Annotated in this window: 14 protein-coding genes and 1 pseudogene; 9 read left to right on the forward strand and 6 right to left on the reverse strand. The window is 36.2% G+C overall.

Features of this window, described 5'->3' with window-relative positions; all coding sequences use genetic code 11:
• Positions 1–28: 28 nt before the first annotated feature.
• From AC5YDH_RS00225 to AC5YDH_RS00240, 4 genes are all read right to left on the reverse strand, one after another.
• A complete protein-coding gene (locus AC5YDH_RS00225; protein WP_496116224.1) occupies positions 29–1,648 on the reverse strand; it encodes an ABC1 kinase family protein in 1,620 nt (539 codons plus the stop codon).
• A 12-nt stretch (positions 1,649–1,660) separates the two neighbouring features.
• Positions 1,661–2,335, reverse strand: a complete 675-nt coding sequence (locus tag AC5YDH_RS00230) for a ubiquinone biosynthesis accessory factor UbiJ (RefSeq protein WP_496116226.1) — start codon at positions 2,333–2,335, stop codon at positions 1,661–1,663.
• 10 nt (positions 2,336–2,345) lie between these two features.
• On the reverse strand, positions 2,346–3,287 hold the full coding sequence (gene ubiE / locus AC5YDH_RS00235) for a bifunctional demethylmenaquinone methyltransferase/2-methoxy-6-polyprenyl-1,4-benzoquinol methylase UbiE (protein ID WP_496116228.1): 942 nt from the start codon (positions 3,285–3,287) through the stop codon (positions 2,346–2,348).
• A gap of 155 nt (positions 3,288–3,442) precedes the next feature.
• Positions 3,443–4,147, reverse strand: coding sequence for a DUF8198 family protein (locus tag AC5YDH_RS00240; protein WP_496116229.1), 705 nt, complete (start codon positions 4,145–4,147; stop codon positions 3,443–3,445).
• Positions 4,148–4,355: 208 nt separating this feature from the next.
• On the opposite strand from AC5YDH_RS00240, the gene AC5YDH_RS00245 reads away from it, so the two are divergent.
• Both AC5YDH_RS00245 and pap read left to right on the forward strand, forming a co-directional pair.
• Positions 4,356–4,832 (forward strand): hypothetical protein, encoded by a 477-nt coding sequence (locus AC5YDH_RS00245; RefSeq protein ID WP_496116230.1) that lies wholly within the window; start codon positions 4,356–4,358, stop codon positions 4,830–4,832.
• 160 nt (positions 4,833–4,992) lie between these two features.
• The gene (gene pap, locus AC5YDH_RS00250) at positions 4,993–6,408 is read left to right on the forward strand and encodes a polyphosphate:AMP phosphotransferase (protein WP_496116232.1); all 1,416 of its coding nucleotides are present in this window, start codon (positions 4,993–4,995) and stop codon (positions 6,406–6,408) included.
• Between the two features lie 76 nt (positions 6,409–6,484).
• On the opposite strand, the gene AC5YDH_RS00255 is transcribed toward pap, so the two are convergent.
• Positions 6,485–6,991: a hypothetical protein gene (locus tag AC5YDH_RS00255; protein WP_496116233.1), complete on the reverse strand. Its 507-nt coding sequence runs from the start codon at positions 6,989–6,991 to the stop codon at positions 6,485–6,487.
• A gap of 177 nt (positions 6,992–7,168) precedes the next feature.
• Between AC5YDH_RS00255 and AC5YDH_RS00260 the strand changes: the two genes are divergently transcribed.
• From AC5YDH_RS00260 to pnp, 5 genes are all read left to right on the forward strand, one after another.
• A complete protein-coding gene (locus tag AC5YDH_RS00260; protein ID WP_496116234.1) occupies positions 7,169–10,858 on the forward strand; it encodes an exodeoxyribonuclease V subunit gamma in 3,690 nt (1,229 codons plus the stop codon).
• Positions 10,859–10,862: 4 nt separating this feature from the next.
• Entirely contained in the window at positions 10,863–14,567 is a 3,705-nt protein-coding gene (locus tag AC5YDH_RS00265; protein ID WP_496116235.1) for a UvrD-helicase domain-containing protein, read from the forward strand.
• 63 nt (positions 14,568–14,630) lie between these two features.
• Positions 14,631–16,397, forward strand: coding sequence for an exodeoxyribonuclease V subunit alpha (gene recD / locus AC5YDH_RS00270; RefSeq protein WP_496116236.1), 1,767 nt, complete (start codon positions 14,631–14,633; stop codon positions 16,395–16,397).
• A gap of 805 nt (positions 16,398–17,202) precedes the next feature.
• Complete coding sequence (gene rpsO, locus AC5YDH_RS00275; RefSeq protein WP_154772030.1) at positions 17,203–17,472, forward strand: 30S ribosomal protein S15; 270 nt, start codon at positions 17,203–17,205, stop codon at positions 17,470–17,472.
• A gap of 260 nt (positions 17,473–17,732) precedes the next feature.
• On the forward strand, positions 17,733–19,820 hold the full coding sequence (gene pnp, locus AC5YDH_RS00280) for a polyribonucleotide nucleotidyltransferase (protein ID WP_496116397.1): 2,088 nt from the start codon (positions 17,733–17,735) through the stop codon (positions 19,818–19,820).
• 77 nt (positions 19,821–19,897) lie between these two features.
• Here pnp and AC5YDH_RS00285 read toward each other — a convergent pair whose 3' ends face one another.
• Positions 19,898–20,122, reverse strand: coding sequence for an HP1242/YdcH family protein (locus AC5YDH_RS00285; RefSeq protein WP_496116237.1), 225 nt, complete (start codon positions 20,120–20,122; stop codon positions 19,898–19,900).
• Between the two features lie 296 nt (positions 20,123–20,418).
• Between AC5YDH_RS00285 and AC5YDH_RS00290 the strand changes: the two are divergent.
• Both AC5YDH_RS00290 and AC5YDH_RS00295 read left to right on the forward strand, forming a co-directional pair.
• Positions 20,419–21,643: pseudogene (locus AC5YDH_RS00290) on the forward strand (magnesium transporter CorA family protein).
• 84 nt (positions 21,644–21,727) lie between these two features.
• On the forward strand, positions 21,728–23,785 hold the full coding sequence (locus AC5YDH_RS00295; RefSeq protein ID WP_496116239.1) for a TonB-dependent receptor plug domain-containing protein: 2,058 nt from the start codon (positions 21,728–21,730) through the stop codon (positions 23,783–23,785).

A 23,785-nucleotide genomic window follows, 5' to 3' on the forward strand; every position in this document is an offset into this window, starting at 1 on the left:
TTTAATAGACTGCTTTAGCTTTTAACAATTATTTTGATAATCGAAAAATGGCAAGGAAACTTGCAATTACAAGTAAAACGACCGATACATACCAAGGTGCAATGACCGAAATTGCCAGTAAAATAGCCATAACACTACCAAAAATCCAACTACGTTTTTGCTGATGTTCCATTTGCAAACGCATAGTTTGTAATTCTTGTAATTGTTTTGCTTGCCATGCAGATTGGTTCTTTAAACCGTTGATGCTATCAATCAAAATACTTGGTAAATCTTGTGCACCAAGAAGTAAGTCGGGAATTTGCTGACCTAATTCTTTCATGTTTTTGACAGGATTCATGTTGGTTTTAACCCAATCTGTCAAAATTGGTTTTGCAAGTTGCCAAATATCTAAGTCAGGATATAAGTCTGTACCTAAGCCTTCTACATGAACCAATGTTTTTAGTAAAAGCATAAGTTGTGGTGGAATTTCTAAATGGAAGCGACGTGCAATATCCATCACTTCAAGTAAAATACCTGCAAAATCGAGTTCGCTCATTGGTTTTGAAACCATTGGGCCAACGGTGCGACGCATTTCTCTTGCTAAACCATCCTGATCGGTTCCTGGTGGAATCCAACCTGCTTGGTGCACAATTTGAATGAGTTGCATGAAATTGCTGTTCATTACCGCAAGTAACATTCGTGCAACGGTCATTTGATCGTGTTTAGACAATTCACCCATAATGGCACAGTCCAACGCGATATAGCGTGGCGCATTTGGATTAATAGTTTCTACAAAAATATTTCCTGGATGCATATCTGCATGGAAAAAGTTATCGCGGAATACTTGGGTAAAGAAAATGGTTAAACCTTTTTCAGCAAGGTCTTTACGATCCATACCCAATTTATCGAATGTTGCTGTATCTGAAATTGGAACGCCTGTAATACGTTCAGCAACCATCACATCTTTGCTATCCATATAAACTTCAGGCACATACATCATGCTTGAGCCTGTGAAGTAATGGCGCATACGACGTGTATTGTCTGCTTCTAAAGTTAAATCGAGTTCTTTAAGAATGATTTGACGATAGTCTTGGATAATTTCAGATAAGTGCAATGCACGTGCTGCTTCTAGACGCTTTTCTAGACGACAACCTAGCCATTCTATAATTTCAAAATCTTGTAAAATTTGCGTACGAATATCGGGGCGTGTCACTTTTACAACAACTTCACGACCATCATGCAATGCCGCTGTATGAACTTGTGCAATAGATGCTGCGGCTAAAGGTTGTTCATCAAAACGAGAAAATAGTGTTGCAACATCTGCTTTGAGTGAATTTTGAATACGTGATTTTACAACGTCTACACCGTATGGTTTTACTTGGTCTTGAAGCAGTGTTAGTTGCTGTAAAACTTCAGGTGGAATGAGGTCACGACGTGTTGAAAGCAATTGTCCCATTTTAATGGCAAGCGGCCCCATATCTTCCAAAGCTTGTTTTAGCTTTAAAGGATTTTTACTTTCTTTGCTTGACCATGCAGCAGGGTGCATGCGGATAATACTTAAAACATGACGGGCTTTTTCAGGTAATTCATCCGCAGGGAACAACGTGTCGAGTCTATAGTGCGCTGCAATACGCCAAAGTTCGAGTAAACGTGAAACATGCGGAATCATATATATTATTACCTAATTTTGAGTTGTATTTTCTAATGCGTCGACTTGTATTTGAAGCTGTTGAATTTTTGCTTCAGTACGGTCTAAATTTTGCTGGAAAGTGCGAGTATCTTGATGGAGATTGTCCATTTGCCAACGGGCAGCAAATAGTCCTGAATCTTCTTTCAAAGTATCTTCAGCAAAAAATGCATAACTTTGTAACGTCTTTTTTAAATGCTTGGGTGCGCGTTGAATTTTACCAATTTCATGGGCAAGGCTAGGACCAATCCAAGGACTTAAATGTGATGCTAAATCGGGTTCAGCTTGTTGCATAATGTTTTGGATTTTTTGCAATAAGTGATAATCGCCTTGTAGTGGAATATTTCCAACTTCATCTGCAACCAAAAGCTTAAGTAGCTCGACCACATTTTTTACATGTAGCGTTGCTGTCGCTTCAAAAACTTGCTGGTTTTTATCAAAAGGGCGTTGCTCAAATATTGAAGATGCTTCGCTATGACCTGTTACCGTTGGTTCTAAACGAACTTTATTTTCATCGAAAAAAACATCAACTGAAAGTTGTGGTTTGTCTAAAACAACACGAAGCATTTTGCCTTGAAGCTCATTGAGCTGAATGCGAGTAATCGCATCTAAATCAATGATATGGTTCACGAATCGTTCAACTGCACCAAGTGCCAGAATCGACCACATAGTTATAACCTTAAAGTTTGAAACCACGGTGAACAGCAACAACACCTGCTGTTAAATTGTGATAATCACAGTTTTGGAATCCAGCATTTTCCATCATACCTTTTAAAGTACGTTGGTCTGGGTGCATACGAATAGATTCTGCTAAATATTTATAACTTTCTGAGTCATTTGCAATGATTTTACCCATGATTGGTAAAGCCGTGAATGAATATAAATCGTAAATTTTAGCGAATGGTTCAAATACAGGTTTAGAGAATTCTAAAATTAGTAAACGACCGCCTGGCTTAAGTACACGGTACATTGCAGCAAGTGCAGCATCTTTATCTGTTACGTTGCGTAGACCAAAAGAAATAGTTAAAAGGTCGAAGCTATTATCTTCAAATGGTTCTAAAGTTTCAGCATTGGCAAGAACGAAATCTACATTGGTACAGCCTGCATCGATTAAACGATCACGACCCACATTGAGCATAGATTCGTTAATGTCTGAAAGTACAACATGACCTGTTGGGCCTACTTCACGGCTAAATACTTTTGCAAGGTCACCAGTACCACCAGCAATATCAAGTACGCGTTGACCACGACGAACGCCCGACATATTAATTGCAAAGCGCTTCCATAGACGGTGAATACCAAATGACATTAAGTCATTCATGATGTCGTATTTGCTTGCTACAGAATGGAATACTTCTGCAACTTTTTGAGCTTTATCTTCACTGCTTACAGTTTGGTAACCAAAATGTGTTGTTGCACCGACATTACCTGTGTTTGCACCACGTGGAAGATTATATTTAGGAACAGAACCAGTAACAGGTGTGTCTGAAGTTGGCAATTCTAAAGATTGCTGTTGACCTTGTGGCGCACCTTGAGGAAGTGGCTCTGTTAGAAAAGGACTCACATTGTCTGTTTGTGCCGACGCAGAAGAAGGGGTAGGCGTTTGATTTTCATTCGACATTTGAGTCACTCCTAACATAAGAATAGGGTTAATGTTGCAGTGCTTGCATGATGACAGATTATGAGTCGATATACAGCAATCAGCGTGCAATTGTTATGAATAATATACAGGAAAATAAAGCTTAGACTTATTTCCCCTTTAAATAGTTTGATCCATTATTGAAATGGATTTAAATCGCCTGCATGAACTTTATCGACAATTTTTCGTTCTATTGCAGTAAATTCTTTTACAAATTTCTCTGCCGACTTTAACGGTTTTAGCGCTAAAAAGCCATCTTGCATAAAGTCATACATCACTTCAAAGTGATATTTATTTGCAGCACCTTTACACATTTTAAAGGCTGCTTGAACCATAAATGAGCGCATGTATTTGTCTAAGCTTATGCCAAGTTCATCCAGTAAGCGTAGCTGTTTTAAACGGTTTTCACCTTGATTGAGCTTTAAGTAAGTGACACGCATTATTTCATCGGTTATTACAGGATTATTGGGATAATCTTCAAGTAATTGAATTGCAACTTCTTCGTCTAGCTGAACGGCTAAAATAGCCAAGGTTACGCCTGCTGTTCCTGTTTTTATGGCATTTTCAGGAATGAGTTTTTCGGCTTTATGTGCATATTTTACAAGTCGTGCAATTTGTCCTGCAAGTGCATCGAAATCTGGTCCGCCATATAGTCTATTTAAGAAATATTCAGACATTAAAATATTTTGTTTTTCTGCAAATTGTTTTGCATGTGTACGTTGTATACGTTGTTTTTGCCATGCTTGAACGTCTTGCAGGCGGTAAAAAATGTCCTGATTTTTATGGTATTTCAGCTGATAGTAAAGTTCTAAAAGCTCATCTAAAACAGCAAGTTTAGACATGTAACGTCTCAGGTGGTGTACTTAATACTTGAATTTTAGTGTGTGTTTTATAGATGCGCTATGGTTTGGGAGAAAAAAATCGTGGAGTGGTGGGTTTGTTTGTGTTCCTAAGGATTAAAACCCCGCTTTTCAAAATATAAATTGAATCTATCTACAGTTTTTATATTTTTATAATATAGAGTTTTGGCATTCACTTAAGAAGAATCAAATGAATAATTGTATATCAAAAAAAATTAAAGAAGTTAAATGGTTAAAAGCTGTATGTATTTCAATTTTCGATCATTGGCTAGATGAATTAGAAGCAGATGAGTGCAAGGTTTTATGTTACTCAATAGCTAAAAGTTCGGATGCTTTAGATGAATATTTGGAAGGTGAAAACAAATTTATTAATTTTTATAAATCCTTATCTGATCAAGTATATTGTTTTTATAAAGATTCTTGGCAATTATTTAATACAAATAGCGAAGATTTTGAACAAATCGTAATAAGCAGCTTAAGGGAAGAACGATTAAATTTTTTTGATATTTATTATCCAAACTACTCTGTAAGATTTAAAGGCGGATACGACCGAACAGATATTGTTCTCATTGAAGATATGAAAACATTACTAGAATTAAATAAGATTGTTGAAATGAAAGGATTATTTCTTTTATCTGTTCAAAATTATCCAGATAATTATGATTGAAATTTATGAAGATAATAAAAATATTAAGAAATTCGAAACTACGATATTTTGCTGCTTAAGTGTATTGAAAACCTTTAGTCATTATTTAACAAAAACTCTCTCATCTGAAACTCTATTTTTTATATACTCAAGAAATAGGGGCTAAAAAGTATGAATAACGATGATAAAAGAAACTGAATTTAAACCAATGCAAGAAGAACAATTATCTGTAGAGCTTATTCAGGCGCAATACGCCATGAAAGAAACTCGCGGACAATCAAATGCCAAAAGCTTACTTATTTTGGTCAACGGAATTGAACTTGCAGGTAAAGGCGAAGCCGTTAAACAACTCCGTGAATGGGTAGACCCACGCTATTTACGTGTAAAAGCAGATGCCCCCCATATATTCGACCATAAAAAAACATTTTGGCAGCCATATTCACGCTCAATTCCTGCCGAAGGACAAATATTGGTGATGTTTGGTAATTGGTATACAGACTTATTATCAACGGCATCTCATGTTTCAAACCCCTTAGATTCCACGCTATTCGACGAATACGTGGAAAACATGAGAGCTTATGAACAAGATCTAAAAAATAACAACGTAGATGTCATTAAAATTTGGTTCGACTTGTCTTGGAAATCACTGCAAAGCCGTTTAAACGAAATGGATCCTAGTGAAGTACATTGGCATAAATTACATGGTTTAGATTGGCGTAATAAAAAACAATACGATAATTTACAGCGCTTACGCCAACGCTTTACAGAAGATTGGGTCATTATTGATTGCGAAGATGCAGTATCGCGAGATCAACAATTTGCACAACATATTTTACGCAAATTAAAGCATCTTCCAGAGCATCAAAGTAAAGCCAAAGGAAAATGGAAACAAGCAAAAACACCTGAAGTTTTAATTAACCCACCACTTCAAGAAATTCCGAAAGACGAATACAAAGCAGAGTTGAAAAAGCTGACATCTAAGGTTTCTAAAGCGTTACGTTTTGATGACCGAAATGTTGTGATTGTATTTGAAGGGATGGATGCAGCAGGAAAGGGCGGCGCTATTAAACGCATTGTGAAAAAGCTTGATCCGCGTGAATATGAAATTCATACCATTGCCGCACCTGAAAAATATGAGTTAGCACGACCCTATTTATGGCGCTTTTGGACAAAGCTGCAACCTGAAGAAAAGATTAGTATTTTTGACAGATCTTGGTATGGACGTGTTTTGGTTGAACGTATAGAAGGTTTTGCGCAAGATGCAGAATGGCAACGTGCTTATAACGAAATTAACCGCTTTGAAAAAGACTTATTCGATAGCAGAACTTTAGTGATTAAATTTTGGCTTGCCATTAGTAAAGATGAACAAGAACGTCGTTTTAAAGCACGAGAAGAAACACCGCATAAACAATTTAAAATTACTGCGGAAGACTGGCGTAATAGAGAGCGTTGGGATGATTATTTAAAAGCAGCAGCAGATATGTTTGAGCGAACAAATACAGACTATGCACCGTGGCATGTGATTGCCACAGACAACAAACAATTTGCACGTTTGGAAGTGTTAAAAGCTATTTTAAAACAGCTTAAAGCAGATTAATACTTTAAAAAAACCCTCTGCTCTTTATTGAAAGAGCAGAGGTTTAATCATTATATTGAGTTTGACGAATTAAAAATTATTGATCAATTGTGGTCTTTTGTTTTTGCTGAATGCGTAGCGCTAAACGGTAGCAATCTTCAACATGCGCTTCAGCCACTTTTTTCATCACAAAATAACCCAAACTTGCAGCAATAATTTGACCACCTAAAGGAATAAATTTCGTTACTTGTTTCGTAATTACTTTTGCCGCAATGTTATTGAGAGATTTTTTTACCGCCGTACGTGCAACAACAAATCCTGAAAATTCGATGCCACGTTTACGTAGTTCTTTCCAATGAATTTCTTTAGTTGCAGGGTCGTATACACTAATTTGTTCAGGTGCTAAACCAAAACGCGTATTAATTTCAGGAATAAGCTGTGAAAGAATACTTACATCAATCACAACATCTAAAAATGGAACAGGAATAACCGCAGCACCCGCAGAAAAATAAGAGCGCTTTTTTACAAGTTCGAGGCATTCAGTACGAATAGCTTCAATATTCAGCGTTGGATCTATAGACTCAGGAATATTATCTATTTTCATATTGGTAAGTACCTTAAAAAAGCGTATAAATTTTTCTATGTAAAACTTTTAGAAGATGTTTTATTCAATGTAATTTTACCTTGAATAATGTTTTTAAAGTGACATAGACAGACATTAAAGTATAGTAAATAATCTTGAAGCTTTTGTATTGCATAAATTGAAAAGGAATTAAATTTAATGGGGATTCATGTCATTCAAAGTCAGCGCATTGATGTGCTTGTTGAAGCGATGCTCAAGACTATTCAGAAGCCGACATCGAACCCATTTGACGTTTTAAAAACTCAACATTTTATTGTGCCTTCACCTGCTATTGAGGCTTGGCTTACACAGCGCTTGGCAGAAAAAAAAGGCATTAGTGCAAATACAACATTTCACCATCGTATTCGTGGTTTTCAGTGGTCTGCTTATCAGCAAGTTTTACAGAACGATAAAGATAAAGTCCGTAAAGCCAACATTCCCAGATTAATTATTAAATGGCGTGTGTTTCAGGCGCTAAAAGAATTTATTCAAGCAGAACAAAATCCTCTCGATGTAAAACATCCACTTTATTCGATTGTTCAACGTATTTATGACAGCGCAGATCGTTTAGAGCAAGGTTTAGAAAAACAGCTAAAAAAGCAAAATATGTTGTATTGGGTATCTCAACAAGTATCTCAGTTATTTTCTAATTACATGAGTTATAGAGGATATTGCCAAAAAGGTTGCGAGGGAAAATGTAACTGCCAAACCAATTGGTTACAGGCTTGGGGGCAAAATAAAGAACTGAATATTGAAAATATGTTCTTTAAAACCAATACAGAAATTTCGGCTTTTACCTTAAATCAGGCTCAAGAGTTAGAAGTTTGGCAGCGTTGGCTTTGGCAAGGAGTTTTCGACCAAGACTTTAAGGAAATGGAAGAAATTGATGTTTTGTTTTGGGAAGCTTTAGGCTCACCTGAACAGCCCAATGATGTTTTAAGCACGTTACCCCATCAGCTTGTGGTCTTCACTTTATTGGATTTGCCACCTAGTCAATTACAGTTTTTGCGCCGTTTGGGACAATACATAGATATCTATATTCTACATTACAACCCATCGCAAGAATATTGGGCAGATAGTGTCGATCCGAATTGGAAAGCACGTTATGACGTTCGAGTAAAAGAGCGATTTATTGAAAAAAATCCAGATGCAAGCGATGAACAAATTCAAAAATTCTTTGAAGAATTTACTTTAAACTTTAATGCACAAAAACGTGAATCACGTCATCCACTACTTACACGTTTTGGTAAGCAAGCGCGTGATCATTTCTCTTTATTATCCAATTTATCTTCAGGGGAAGAAGGGGTTTGGGCAGACCTTTTTGTCGATGAATATGCAGATACTTTACTGGCAAAAGTTCAGTCTGATATTTTGTATTTGGTAGAACCTGAAAAGAATGCTTATCACTTAAAACCAGATGATGATTCTGTGCAAATTCATGTGTGTCATTCATCTCAAAGACAGCTTGAAGTTTTAAAAGATCAACTTATTCACTGGCTTTCAAAAGGCGATAAAGATAGTCCAAGAAAACCAAGTGATATTTTGGTTTTAACACCAAATTTGAAACAGCTTGAACCTTTAATTCGTAGTATTTTTGCACCGCCACCTAGTGATAGAAATTTACATCATTCACGTGAAAATCAAGCGCATAGGCTCAGTCAAGAAAGTATTTATTTACCTGTGCAAATTGCAGGTGTAACTCAAATAGATGCCGCCAATGCATGGCGCTCTGTGCTAGGTAGAATTCAACTTATTCAAGGTCGTTTTAACATTGAAGACTTTGCAGATTGGTTGGGTTTAAATGCCACATTACTTCGTTATGAACTCGATATTAATAGCGTAGACCGAATGGTCGAACTGCTTGTTGCCGCAGGTTTTAAACGTGGATTTGATGAAGAACATTTAAAGCAAAGCCTAAAACAAGGCGATGAAGATTATCGTTTTAGTTTTAAATTTGCTTTAGACCGTTTGGCATTAGGTGTGGCAATTCCAGAGCATGCAATTTTTAATGATACATTAAGTTTTGCAGATGTTTTACCAAGTGACTTTGAGCTTATTGCTAAACTTATTCAAATTTATCAAGATTTTTCAGCACGTCGAAATTGGATGATTGCTCATGAATTGGGTAAGCAAATTCGTGTCGAAAAATGGCTTAAAACTTTAATGGATGACGTTAATGAATTTATTGATGCAGGTGTAGATTCATTAAGTGCGGTTTATAAGCTGATTAAAAAACAAGACAGAATGCTAACTTTGGCAAGTTTTTATGATGAAGAAAATCATCATGCCTTAAACGCATTAAGTTTGCCTTTAGGCTACATTTTAGAAGAAATAAATGTACTACTCGATTCGCAAGTTGAACAAGCAGAACCAACAGGGCAAGTGACTTTTAGCCAAATTGGGCAATTGCGTCCGTTGCCTTATAAACTTATTGTGATGCTGAACTTAGACAGTGGGAAGTTCCCAAATCGAAATACACATTTACCTTTCGATTTAATGGAAATTTTAAAACCACAATTAGGTGATCGTTCACGTTTAGAAGATGAACAAGGCGCATTTTTAGATTCACTGTTATTGGCGCAAGAAAATTTATGGCTGTTTTATAATGGCTTTGATGTGAGCGATGGTGAAGTGCGAGATCCATCGACAGTTTTACAAGAATTTATTCAGCATTTAGCGCTTATTGTAGAAGCTGAAACGACCGATTCAAGTTTAAATGAAATGGTTTCAATAGAAGGTATTGATGTTGCAAAACAATTGCAGTCGCTCTATCACGTTCATACTTTACAGCCTTTTGATCCGATAGGTTTTGAATCGACTGAAACTATTCGTTATCAAGATCAATGGTATAAAGTTGCCAATCAAATTCGTTTTGCTAAATCGCAACGAAGCCAATGGGTCAATACGCAATATCCATTATTAGAACAAGATATTCAGGTGCTCGACAGCTATCAATGGATTCAAGATGTCACATTCCCTGCACGTTTATATTTAAAAACATTGGGTGTAAAAAACTTAAAAGCAGAAGATTTACCCGATACACAAGAGCCGTTATTACTTGATGGTTTGGGACGTTATGCAATGCGGGATTTTTTGAAAAAACATGAAGGTGAACAAAATTCACAGCTTTTAATGGACAAGCTTCCTGTTGGGAAAATTCAAGAAAGTGCATGGCAAATGAGCGTGTTAGAGCAAGCACAATTACATGCACGTTTACAACAATATGCAGAAACTGAAACAGCAATAACGCAGCAAATTTGGCGTGTAAATAAGAGTTTACATATTAATTTAAGCTTACCAAAACATGGTGCTAAACAGTGGGTCAGCCTAGAAGCATCAAGCGCACGGGCAAAACGCCGTGCCAAAGTGTGGCTTGAATATTTATTGTGGATTGCATATTTAAATTTGGGTGAGAGTGGTGAAGACTATGCTCGTATTGTCATTTTTAGTGATAACACCATTATTTGTGAAGGTGTTTCTTCTAACCAAGCACGAACTTATTTAAGTCATTGGTTTAAGGCTTGGGAATATGGTCAAGCACAGCCTTTAGTTTTACCTGCGGCATTAATTTTAAAACCTGCTGAAAAATATAAAGAATATGAGTGGGTGCCTGATGAAAATCAGCACATGGTTATTCAAAATATGGATGATATTTATAAAGATTGGAATTTTGATGGAAAGTTCACAGGCTTTTCTGTCACTGAAAATGAAGCGACAAAGCATCATCGAGATTGGGATTTTATTTTGCAAGAACAAGATGCAACAATTTTATTAGAAGATGCTTGTAAGCATTTTTCCTATGATTTATATCACCCAATTTTTATGCATCAAGTAACGGTTGAGGAGTAACAAAATGAACAATCCTCAAACATCTCAGCAGTTTTCTTTTGACCCTATTGGAGATATGCAGTTTCACGGGTTGCATTGGATTGAGGCTTCGGCAGGAACAGGAAAAACCTTTACGCTTTCGAGCTTAATGGTACGTATTTTTCTAGGTTCATATTTGCCAAATCAAGTGATTGCGACTACATTTACCCGAAAAGCAGCTGCAGAATTAAAGTCTCGTATTCGAATGCGTTTGGTCGATACATTGCGTTTTTTTGAGAAGTTTCAAAACTCAACAGATGCTGAAATTCAAACCTATATTCAGCAAGAAAAAGATCCTTTATACAAAAAAGTTTTAACAGATTATGCAACACAAGTGGATTATGCGCGCGAACGTCTGAAATTGGTAATCGATCAGCTTGATGAGTTATTTGTAGGAACGCTCGATAGTTTTAGCCAAAAATTATTACGTGAATTTGCTTTTGAAAGTGGCAAAATTGAACGTGCTGAAATTACTGATGATGCCAAAAGTTATACCTTACAACTCATACATGACGCTTTACGTGAATGGATTCAGACACAAGAACAAAAGGTCGTGAATTATCTACTTTTACAGAAAAAACTAAAATCTGTGGATAATTATGTTTCGGTTGTGGAAAACACTTTAAATTTTGCATCGGCACAATTTCAAGAAATTGAAGCACCAAAAATCAACTTAAATGAGTTTGAACAGTCAATTGATCAATTGCTTCAACTCGATTTAAGCCAAGTCGCTACTTTAAGTGAATATTACCTGTCAGATGGTCAATACAATTCTATTGTGGCAAAAAAATGGCGCACTGATGATTTAATGCAAAAGACATTAACATTGTACTTGCCCGAATTTTTTAAGGCTTTAGCCGAGCAAAAAAGTTACGCTTTATTTTCATCACATTTTGAACAAACTGTTAAGTATTTAACAGAATTATCTACAAAAAAAGCCCTGAATAAATGCGCTGAAGATGTACTTGAAAACTTTAATAATCACATTGTTATTAAAGCATTGAGAGATTTCTTTGAAGAATTATCTCAGTTGGATAACGACTTAAATGTACTAGATGCTTATTTAAAATTTTATTTAAGCAAAGAAGTAAAAAAGCGTTTACCACAAGTATTGCAACAAAAAGGTGAAACGACTTTTGCACAGCAAATTCGAACGTTATCTGAGGCGCTACAAGGCGCTCAAGGTCAACGTTTTGCTCAATTTGTACAAGCGAAATATCCACTTATTTTAGTTGATGAATTTCAAGATACCAACCAAGACCAAGACGATATGCTGGCACGAATTTGGCGTGATCATCAGCGCTATATGCAAGGCTGCATGATTATGGTGGGCGATCCAAAGCAAGCGATTTATGGCTTTCGTGGAGGAGATATGCTGACCTATAACAAAGCTCGTGCAGATATTATTGCGAAAAAAGGTCATTTTTATAGTTTGAAGTATAACCATCGCTCAACGAAAGAATTGGTTGAAGTTGTCGATGCTTTATTTCAGCGTCAAATGGATTTTGGCGAAAATGTTTCTTATAGTTTGGTTGAGGCTGGTTCGCGGCCACATCCTGCATTGGTTGATGAAAATGGTAAAAATCATCAAGCTTTGCGTTGGTTAATGCTTGAAGATAAAAGCATGGAAGCCATACAAGTTGCATGGAAAATTCGTGATTTACTTAATCAAGGAATTGAAAAAAAATTATATTTAGATGAAGCATCACCACGTTATTTAATTGCCGATGACATTGCAGTTTTGTCGAAAAATCACGATGGCTTAGACAAAGTTCAATATGAGTTGGAACGACTAGGCGTTAAGGTGAATCGTCCATCTAAACGTAGTGTTTTTGATAGCCAAGTTGCTAAAGATGTTGGTGCGTTTTTAACAGCAATTATGCATCCTTATGATGAAGGAAAAATTAAACGAGCTTTACTTAGCCGATTATTAAATATTAATTTGCAACAACTAATTGAATTGGAACAGCAAGCCGAAGGTTTAAGTTCCTTTATTTATGATTTCGATTTAATACGTGAAATGTGGTTAGAAAAAGGCTTTTTAACCGCATGGCAATATGCGTTGAATCTATTCCAAATTTGGGAAAACTTAGTTGCAACTCAAAGTCGAGATAACGAAAGATCGGTTGTGAATTTACGTCATTTAACCGAAGTGCTGAGTCAACATAGTGAGCAATATCAAGGTGCTCAAAGTCTTTATCATTGGTATTTAAAACAGCTTCAATCTCCAAGTGAGCGAGAGTGGGAGCTAGAAAGAAAACTGTCGAATGAAGCAGGCGTTCAGTTGATGACGATTCATCAATCGAAAGGTTTAGAGTTTAAAATTGTATTTTTATTGGGCGCAGATAAAGACTTTCGTGAAATGGGGAAAACCCTAAACTTTTCCACAGTTGAACAAACTAATCCACAAACAGGTAAAGCGGAATTACAGCGAGTCGTTGCGGTAAATAACGAGTTAATCATTTCAAAAGATGACATTGGTCAGCATAATGCACGCGCGGAAGCCGAACAGCATCGTTTGTGGTATGTGGCTTTAACACGTGCAAGTCACCGTGTGTATGCCATGTTGCAAGATGTAAAAGGGAAGTCGAATACAGGTTTAGCATTTTGGCGCGGTCAAGGTGCAGATGTTTTTCAGCATCCTTTTAGTGTAGATGAAGCTCTAATTGCAGAGCGTCCTTTAGCACTCAGAGCTTCGGATACAGAATCTAAGGCTTTGAAAGCACAGCAATTTCCTATGCAACGCTTTTATCCTCGTACAAAAACCAGTTTTAGTGCTTTGGCACAGCATTTAACCCGTAAGCAAGCCATAGATGCCTTAGCGGCTAAAACTGAAAAAATGGAAAGTGCTGAAGATGAAATCAATATTATTCCTGAAATAGACGTTATTCAGACTCAACCAATTTCATGGATTAAACGTAATTTTCCAATGGGAACATTGGCAGGTAATTTCTTGCATGAAATTTTTGAACATATCAATTTTCAAGATTCTAGCGAATGGCATTTAGAAATTCATCGTCGTTTTAAAAATGATTATCCAAGTTTATGGTTGGAACTTGCTGAAAAATATCATCAAGAATTTTTAGAAGGTACGGAAGATCAGTTAATTGCATTAATGGCTGAATGGCTTAAAGATGTTTTAACAACACCACTGCATGATGGTTTTCAGCTTGACCAATTAAGTGCAAAAAATCATTTATCTGAATTTCCATTTTATTTGGCTTTGTCAGATCACGTTTTGGCAACCAAACGTATTTATCAGTTATTTGCCGAATACGGTATTGAAATGCTCGAGCTAAATGAAGCAAATTCAGCACGCTATTTAACAGGTTCTATCGATTTGGTTTATTTTGATGGTCAGAAATATCAAATTGCCGATTATAAAAGTAACTTTTTAGGTGTAGATCAATCTCAGTATAATATTGAAGAAATTCAAAAGAGTATGTCACAAGCCAGTTATTGGTTACAGGCAGGCTTATACTTGGTGGCTTTGCATCGATATTTAAAAGTGCAATTGGAACACTATGATATTCATCAGCATTTGGGTGGTGCAAGTTATCTGTATTTAAGAGGGATGAATAGTGAAAAGTTACAAGGCATAAACTACTGGAAACCCGATGCAGAGTTTATTTTGAGACTTGATTCTATATTAGGCAGTTTTTCTGTCGATAAACTACTCGAAAAAAGCTAATTCATTAAAAAAAGAGCTGATTAAACATGATATTAGTCTGTGGATAACTTTGAGGATAATTGTGTGGAAAACAAGCAGAAAACGATTAAACAACAGCCTGAAAGCCAAGCTACTGAATGGTTTCAAATATGGAGTGATTTTTTAATAAAATCTTCGTTTAATCATGCCGAAAAAACGGACATTTCCACAAAAATTATGCAAGATGTTCTCGAGGCTGTAACGCAAGGTGATAGTTGTATACGCTTAAATTTAGAAAACATAGATGCTTTAAGTGGATTGGTGGTGCATGAAAATGAGGTTTCTAGTCAGAATATAGCACCTTTTATTCACGATAATCAGTACTTATATTTATACCGTTATTGGGCTTTAGAACAGGCACTTTGCCAGCAAGTACAGCGTTTAAAAAATCAAAAAATTTCCGCTATTTCATTTAATAAATATCATGATTTATTAGAAGATACTCATCAAAAGAAAGCTTTGGAAATGGTTGCTGAAAATGGCTTTAGCATTATTACGGGGGGGCCTGGTACGGGTAAAACCTATACTTTGGCACGCATTATTGCAGTGCTCAATCAAGAAATTCCAGATATTCGAATTGCAATGGCAGCACCTACAGGTAAAGCTGCTCAGCGAATGAAAGAGGCACTTCAGAAATCTTTTGATGATGAAAAATTACAAGACTTATTAAGTGAAGACTTAAAGCGATTAACACCCATTACCATTCATCGACTTTTAGGTTTGGGAAATAGTCATCAACCAAGATTTCATGAAAAACAACCCTTACCTTACGATGTGATTGTGGTCGATGAAGCTTCTATGCTTGATTTGAATTTGGCGAAAATGTTATTTACTGCAATCCCGGATCATGCTCGGCTTATCTTATTAGGCGATGCGAATCAGCTTGCATCTGTAGATGTTGGTTCTGTATTGGCAGATTTACAACAAGTTGAATCACTGGAATCAAACTTCGTAAATTTAGTGACAAGTCGGCGTTTTAAAGAGGGTGCATTGATTGGTGAAATGGCGAAATTTATTCAACAATCACATGATAATCAGCCTATCGATTCTGTTTTAAAGGCTTTTCATAAAGAAGTTGTTGAGCCAAGTACTTTAAAAGAAGTTGTGTTACTTGAAGATATGCAAGATCAGGTGAATTTAGAATATTTACCTTCAGAGCTTTCGAATCAATCGGACTTAACTGCGTACTATGACAAATTGATGTTGGGCTATGTATCTTATGTGGAAGTACTCAAACAATATTTAGAAAGTGATGAACCTGAATTACTGGTTGATGCAGTCGTTAAAAAATTTGATGATTACAGAATTTTAACTGCAATACGTCATGGTGCATTTGGTTTAACACAAATTAATCATCAAATTGAGCAACGACTTTTAGCTCAGCTGAATATAGTCAAACAGGGTGATTGGTATGTTGGACGCCCTGTAATGATGAGTTATAACGATTATCAGCTTGGTTTATCAAATGGTGATATTGGAATTTGCTTTAAGCAAGTAAAAGAGGGACAAGTACAATTTAATGTGTATTTTCCTAGCTTAGAAAAATGGGTACTGGCAACACGTCTTCCAAAAAATATAGAAACAGCATTTACTTTAACTATTCATAAATCACAAGGTTCAGAATTTACACATACAGCGGTTGTTTTAGATCAATCTGCTCAAAATTTGTTGAGTAAAGAGTTGCTTTATACTGCAATTACAAGAGCAAAGTCTGCGGTGAGCTTACTTGCAGATCAGGCGTCATTGGTGCAAGCCTTAACAATTAAAACATCAAGGAAAAGTGGAATTCAAAATAAGTTGAACAGATTATAAAAAAATATTATTGATTTTAAATGATTTTTTTATTTTGTACGAAATAGCTTACAAGAATTAAGGCAATTGACGCATAGAGCTTTGTCATAAATTTTGAGAAGATGACTGCGTAAAACAAGTCTAGCAAGGAATGCTAGACATAATCGTAAAAGTATAAGAATAACGTCATTAGACAACGAGCTTACATTGAAGTAAGTGAAAGAGGAAACTTACAGCCGCTAAGCCTTGTAGTTTTGGGAGAGACTACAAGGCTTTTCTTTATCTAAAAATAAATCATAAAAGCCAATCACTCTTTGTAAGAAAAAACTTACAAAACATTAATAAAATGACGATTACGTCACATAATTAAATGTGTCAAGATAATGTCATTCACTCGATAGCAATTAGTAGATTATTAATATCGCTATTTAAATTAAAAGTATAAAACGAAAAATAACAACAATAAATTAAATAATAATAACGAAAAAATAAGAAACTACAGCGCACTTATAAAGCGGTTTGGGCTTGCCCAAGCCGCTTTATATATTTAAGTGTTAATATATATTTGCAAAGTAAATAAATAAATTATCTAAATGTAATTATTGGGTTAAAGTTTGTACATTTTGTGGTTTTTATATAAACACGGAAAATTTTTGTACCTTTCTTTAAGTGTTTAAATAGCATTCAAATTTCTCTTTTGCAATTCAATGCTTTTTCCCTTAAAATATTTCACTTGCTGTAGTGATGCACGGCAGTCAAATTGGTTTTGAAGAATCAATTTGATTTGTATCAAATGAAACTTATATAAGCATCTCGGAGAAATCGAATGGCTTTAACAAACGCAGATCGCGCAGAGATCATTGCAAAATTCGCTCGCGCTGAAAACGACACTGGTTCACCAGAAGTTCAAGTAGCTCTTTTATCTGCTCAAATCAATGACTTACAAGGTCACTTCAAAGAGCATAAACACGACCACCATAGCCGTCGCGGTCTTATCCGTATGGTTAACCAACGTCGTAAGCTTCTTGATTACCTTAAAGGTAAAGATGCTACTCGTTACAGCGCTTTGATTGCTGCTTTAGGTTTACGTCGTTAATTCGATTTAAACTTTGTTTTTCGGATTATTGCATGTTATATGCTGTAGTACAGAAAACAAAAGAATACTTAGTCTCGGCTAAGTAATGGGGAAGGGGCGAATGTTCGCTCCTTCTTTGTGTTTAAAATTAGTATGTTTGATTCTGGTGAGGTCGGCTTCTAAGCTTTGTCATTTATGCTACAAGACTATTTTAGTTGTTGTGAATGCCAAACCTTAGGGGTCTCCACTAGAATAATTTCGGGAAACAAAAATACATGTCAATGTTTAATATTATTCGTAAAGAATTCCAATACGGTCAACATAATGTAATTTTAGAAACAGGTCGTGTTGCTCGCCAAGCAAACACTGTTGTAATTACGATGGGTGGTGTTCAAGTTCTTGTTGCTGTAGTTGCTCAACCAACTGCTAAAGCAGGTCAAGACTTTTTCCCTTTGACTGTTAACTATCAAGAAAAACAATATGCAGCAGGTCGTATCCCTGGTGGTTATGGTAAACGTGAAGGTCGTGCATCTGAAGCTGAAACTTTAATTTCACGCTTAATTGACCGTCCAATTCGTCCATTGTTCCCAGAGGGTTACTATAACGAAATCCAAGTAACAGCGACTGTTATTTCTTCTGATAAAACAATGGATGCTGACATTGCTGCAATGTTAGGTACTTCAGCGGCACTTGCGATTGCAGGTACACCATTCCGTGGTCCAATCGGTGGTGCACGTGTTGGTTTAATCAATGGTGAATACATTCTTAACCCAAATCACGAACAACTTAAAGAATCTGACCTTGACCTAGTGGTTGCAGGTACAGAATCTGCAGTGCTTATGGTTGAATCTGAAGCGAAAGAACTTTCAGAAGACCAAATGCTAGGTGCTGTATTGTTCGGTCATGACGAAATGCAAATCGCGATTCAAGCAATTAAAGAATTTGCTGCAGCTGCGGGTGCAACAGAGTCTACTTGGACTGCTCCAGTTAAAAATGAAGAACTTCTTGGTAAATTGAAAGAAGCATTCGAAGCGAAAATTTCGGAAGCTTACACAATTGCTGTTAAACAAGACCGTTATGCAGCACTTGATGCACTTCACGCTGAAGCTGTTGCTCAGTTCGTTCCTGAAAATGACGAAACTGGTATCGCTGACGAAGTTAACGAATTATTCGAAGACCTTAAATACCGCACAGTACGTGACAACATTTTGTCTGGTAAGCCACGTATTGATGGTCGTGACACTAAAACTGTTCGTGCAATCGACGTACAAGTGGGTGTATTAGGTCGTGCACACGGTTCTGCATTGTTCACACGTGGTGAAACTCAAGCATTAGTAACAACTACACTTGGTAATACTCGTGATGCGTTAATGGTTGATACTCTTGCAGGTACTAAAACTGATAATTTCATGCTTCACTACAACTTCCCTGCATACTCAGTAGGTGAAACTGGTCGTGAATCTGGTCCTAAGCGTCGTGAAATTGGTCATGGTCGTTTGGCTCGTCGTGGTGTTCAAGCTGTTCTTCCTGCTGCTGATCGCTTCCCGTACGTAATCCGTATCGTATCTGACATTACAGAATCTAACGGTTCATCTTCAATGGCTTCTGTATGTGGTGCTTCATTATCACTTATGGATGCAGGTGTTCCACTTAAAGCACCAGTTGCGGGTATTGCAATGGGTCTAGTAAAAGAAGGTGAGCGTTTCGCTGTTCTTTCTGACATCCTAGGCGATGAAGATCACCTTGGTGACATGGACTTTAAAGTAGCAGGTTCTGCAAACGGTATTACTGCGCTTCAAATGGACATCAAGATCGAAGGTATTACTGAAGAGATCATGGAGTCTGCATTAAACCAAGCTTATGCTGGTCGTATGCACATCCTAAATGAAATGAACCAAGTTATTTCACGCGCTCGTCCTGAAATTTCTATGCACGCGCCTACATTCCAAGTGATCAATATCAACCCAGATAAGATCCGTGATGTAATTGGTAAAGGTGGTGCGACTATTCGTGCAATCACTGAAGAAACTAAAGCTGCAATCGATATCGAAGATAACGGTACAGTTCGCGTATTTGGTGAAACTAAAGCTGCTGCTTCTGCTGCAATTGCAAAAATTCAAGCACTTACTGCTGAAATCGAACCAGGTACACTTTACACGGGTAAAGTGATTCGTATCGTTGAATTCGGTGCGTTTGTAAACATCCTTCCAGGTACTGATGGCTTACTTCATATTTCTCAAATCTCTAACGAACGTATTGCGAACGTTGCAGATGTATTGAAAGAAGGTCAAGAAGTTAAAGTACAGGTTGCGGATGTTGATAACCGTGGTCGTATTAAATTAACAATGAAAGACATCGAACAAGCATAATTGTTTCTTGTTTTAGTTGTTTAAAAAAGCCCGCATTATGCGGGCTTTTTTATTGAAAAGATTAATTGAAGTTTAGATTATTCGGTTGAAGTTTCTGCTTGTTTAAGCATGGTATAGATTTCATCCTTTAGTTTGAGCTTTTTCTTTTTCAGTAGATCGATATCATCAGCATTACTCGTTATAGGATCTTTTTCTAAACGAATAATCTCATGATCTATCGCATTGTGTTCTTCAAAAACTTTTGAGAAATGTAAGTTGTCTTGCTTAAGTTTGCTAATTAATGAACGGTATTCTGGAAACATTGCATTACCTCATTGAGCTAGAAAATAGTGCCTATACAATTGAAACTAGGCTGAGTTATTTCTGTTTATTCTTTAAGATTAGCATTTTGATTTAGAAAAGGCTTAATGAAATATAAGAGATTATGTTGCTTGATTGTAAGTTTTATTATTTGTTTTAAAAGTAAGTGTAATCAATGAATTATGTAGTTTTGTGAGCTAAAAAAGATTATAAAAACTTAAACTACAAATAAGTTTTAGAAAATAACTTATGATTGAACAATTAGTTAAAGTAAAACATATATTCAATGAGTGAATTTATGCAAGTCTATTATTTTTATTTACATCCTGAACAACAAACTATTTATGTTAGAAAAAATAGGGAAGAAGCATTAGAGCCTGAATATATTTGGATTGATTGCTTACGTGAAGATGTTGTAGGAAAAGCTGATATCTGGCAAAAAAAAAATACAAGTCAAAACTAATATTTTAATAAATGAATATCACTTAAAAGATATTCTAAATTTAGATCATCCTTGTATATTCGATACTCTAGATGATTATGACTTGTTGATTTTTAGAAAACTCATTACTCGAGATGACCAGATAAAAACAAATGATGAATCATTAGAAGTCCATGAGCAGATATTTGGATTAAGTACAACACCTATTAGTTTTATTATGACACCACAAGTATTAATAACCGTTAGAGAGGCGGGGAATAAAGCTACGGAAAGTTATGTGCAGCGTATTGAAATAGCATCAATGAAAGCAATTGAAGAGCAAAATAAGCCCCGCAAATTGCCCAATCATCCTGTGGATTTATCTTTACGTTTACTAAATGTAATAGTTGATGATTATTTGGATTTGCGCGTTCCATTGACAAGACGAATAGAACATTGGCAGCAAGAGTTATTGCAAGGACATAAAAGATTTACCAAGTGGCATCAGTTGCTACAAGAAAATATGGCTTTTCAACAAATAGAAAATTTATGTGAAGAGCAAATTGAATGTTTGCAAAAATTAAGAGATGAACTTGTAGAAAACTATAGTCATTTGAAAGTGAAAAAACGGAATGAAAAGCATGACATTCTATTAATTCGTATGAATGATTTATCGAGTCATATTGAGCGTATTCAAAAATATACGATGCGTTCACGTAGTGCAGTACAAGCAGCAATCGATTTACATTTTTCAGCAGTAGCAAACCAGACCAATGAAAACATGCGGATTTTGGCGATTATTACAGCTGTATTTGCACCATTAACCTTATTAACTGGTATTTATGGAATGAACTTTGTATTTATTCCAGGGCTAAAATCACCAACAGGTTTTTGGGTGATGTTGGCAATTATGTTTGGAACTACATTATTGCTACTTTATTATTTTTACCGTCGTCACTTGGTTGGGCGCGGAGAGAAAAGTGTGATTGATATGCTTGCACAACAGCATAAAGATCAGCACATGAGTTTATTTTGGTTTTTAGATGAAACGCCTATTAAGCAGACCATAAAAACAGTAGAGAAATTTACAAAGTTTAAATAAATAGTGGGAATATTTTTAATACTCTAAATTTCTCCATGATTCTGTTTTATGCTAGCGAAAAAATAAATATCAGGCGTTATCGTCATGCTTTATCTAAAAAAATCGCTTAAGTTGAGTGCTTTAACTTTGGGGGTAATGGGATTATCTCACTATGCTCAAGCAGAGCAAAGCTCTCAAAATAGTTTAGAAAATGTAGAACAGTCATCGGTTCAAACTTTACAGACATTGAAGTTTGAAGCACAGCCTGCGGTAGCAAAAGATCCTGATATAAGTGCAATTCCAAAAACAATCATTAGCCGTGAAGAAATGCTTCAATTTGGTGATCAATCTGTAAATGATGCTTTAAGACGTGCAGCCGGAATTCAGATAGGAGCACCAGGGCAAGGACCCCGTGGTGGAAATGGGGCAATGCGTTTTCGAGGAGGTGGTGCTCCTGTATTTCTTGTGAATGGTGAACCTATTCAGGGTGGTCCACGTAGTGGTGCATCAATTATTGATAGCATTACACCAGATATGATTGAACGAATTGAAATTGTGAAACAGCCAAGCGTTGCACAAGCTTCGGTTGCATCATCAGCTGTGATTAATATTATTTTAAAAGAGCCTTTAGAAAATAATCTTATTAGCGGTACTGTACGTGCAGGGTATGGTTTAACTCGTTCAGATGCCAAAGAAGAAGAACGTAAAAATTTAAGTTTACAAATGGATGGTCGCAATAATGGTTGGATCTACAGTATGTCTGCTAATCAGATGTGGACAGATTCAACGACCATTACACAAACTGAAAAGCAAGGTAACGTGAATACCCGCACACGTATTATGGATCGTCAATCTTTAATGCTTACACCGCGTGTTGAATATGAAATTGATGATCAGCAAAAATTAATTGCAGAAATGTTTTATCGTGATAGCACAAATAAAGGTCAAAGTGATGGGCAGTTTCAGCATGATACCAATGATAGTTTACGTTTAAATACGCGTTATGAACGTAAAGATAAAGGAAATACTGATAAAGTTCGTTTTAGTGCAGAAAAACAAAATGAAACTCAGAAAACTACGGGTTCACGTATCGACTATATCGATGAAAGCGTGAATGAATATGGCTTGGCATACGATGGTGTGCGTAAATTTGATGAAACGAAACAACTCAAATTTGGTGTTGATTCACGTATCAATGAATTAAAAAGTAATGTTGCAGATACTTTGGATGAGCAAAAATACGCATTATATTTAGAAGGAAGTTGGCGCTTTACAGATCGTCAGACTATGACGATTGGTGCTCGTCAAGAGTGGTTAGATCGCTCAGGATTGGTCGATTATACTGCGAGTAATTTAAGTCCTGTATTGGCACACCGTTTTGATTTTGATGATCGTTGGTCATTACAAACTAATTTTTCACGTTCATTTAAAACGCCACGTGCCGATGATTTGATGCCGACAATTACCATTTCTACAGATTCAGATTCAGGTTCATTAAATAATCCTGATCGTGGTGGTAACCCATATTTAAAACCTGAAACCATTACAGCGTTGGAAACAACTTTAGGTTATAACACCTCGGCAGGTGGTGTAAATTTAACGGCTTACCATCGTAAAATAGATGACTATATTGAGAAAGTGATTCGTGAAGAAAATGGTCGTTTTGTGGAGCGTCCACATAATCAGGACAATGCTACAACTTATGGTTTTGAGTTGGCAGGGCGTTATGCGTTAAAGCAAACTGAAAATGGTCATTCGTTTATGTTGAATGGGCAAGTATCAACTGTACATGCAACGATTGATGAAGGTAATGGTAAGGAGCGTTTAGCGAGCGGCGTAGCACCTTATACGGCAAGCACGGGTCTTTCATATAATTATCAACCTTGGCGTTTAGCAACAAGTATCAATGTAAATTACACACCAGAGTTTACACGAACTCTAGATAATCAGCCCTACACACGTACAACAAATGAGCGTGTAAATATAGATTTGAGTGTGACCAAGCGCTTTGATTATGACTTAGCTGCAACATTTAGCGCCCGTAATATTTTCAGTACAGATTATAAAGAGCGTTTGAATAATGTGTCGGATGGCAGTGTGTATGAGGCACGAATAAGTGAGTCTATTCCAAGTTTCTTATTATCAGTTGAAAAGAAATTTTAA

Source organism: Acinetobacter sp. FY683 (assembly GCF_059515885.1).

Excerpts from the sequence above, each read along its gene's own strand:
- AC5YDH_RS00225 (WP_496116224.1), bottom strand. The coding sequence starts at position 1,648 with ATGATTCCGCATGTTTCACGTTTACTCGAACTTTGGCGTATTGCAGCG.
- AC5YDH_RS00230 (WP_496116226.1), bottom strand. The coding sequence starts at position 2,335 with ATGTGGTCGATTCTGGCACTTGGTGCAGTTGAACGATTCGTGAACCAT.
- ubiE (WP_496116228.1), bottom strand. The coding sequence starts at position 3,287 with ATGTCGAATGAAAATCAAACGCCTACCCCTTCTTCTGCGTCGGCACAA.
- AC5YDH_RS00240 (WP_496116229.1), bottom strand. The coding sequence starts at position 4,147 with ATGTCTAAACTTGCTGTTTTAGATGAGCTTTTAGAACTTTACTATCAG.
- AC5YDH_RS00245 (WP_496116230.1), top strand. The coding sequence starts at position 4,356 with ATGAATAATTGTATATCAAAAAAAATTAAAGAAGTTAAATGGTTAAAA.
- pap (WP_496116232.1), top strand. The coding sequence starts at position 4,993 with ATGATAAAAGAAACTGAATTTAAACCAATGCAAGAAGAACAATTATCT.
- AC5YDH_RS00255 (WP_496116233.1), bottom strand. The coding sequence starts at position 6,991 with ATGAAAATAGATAATATTCCTGAGTCTATAGATCCAACGCTGAATATT.
- AC5YDH_RS00260 (WP_496116234.1), top strand. The coding sequence starts at position 7,169 with ATGGGGATTCATGTCATTCAAAGTCAGCGCATTGATGTGCTTGTTGAA.
- AC5YDH_RS00265 (WP_496116235.1), top strand. The coding sequence starts at position 10,863 with ATGAACAATCCTCAAACATCTCAGCAGTTTTCTTTTGACCCTATTGGA.
- rpsO (WP_154772030.1), top strand. The coding sequence starts at position 17,203 with ATGGCTTTAACAAACGCAGATCGCGCAGAGATCATTGCAAAATTCGCT.
- pnp (WP_496116397.1), top strand. The coding sequence starts at position 17,733 with ATGTTTAATATTATTCGTAAAGAATTCCAATACGGTCAACATAATGTA.
- AC5YDH_RS00285 (WP_496116237.1), bottom strand. The coding sequence starts at position 20,122 with ATGTTTCCAGAATACCGTTCATTAATTAGCAAACTTAAGCAAGACAAC.
- AC5YDH_RS00295 (WP_496116239.1), top strand. The coding sequence starts at position 21,728 with ATGCTTTATCTAAAAAAATCGCTTAAGTTGAGTGCTTTAACTTTGGGG.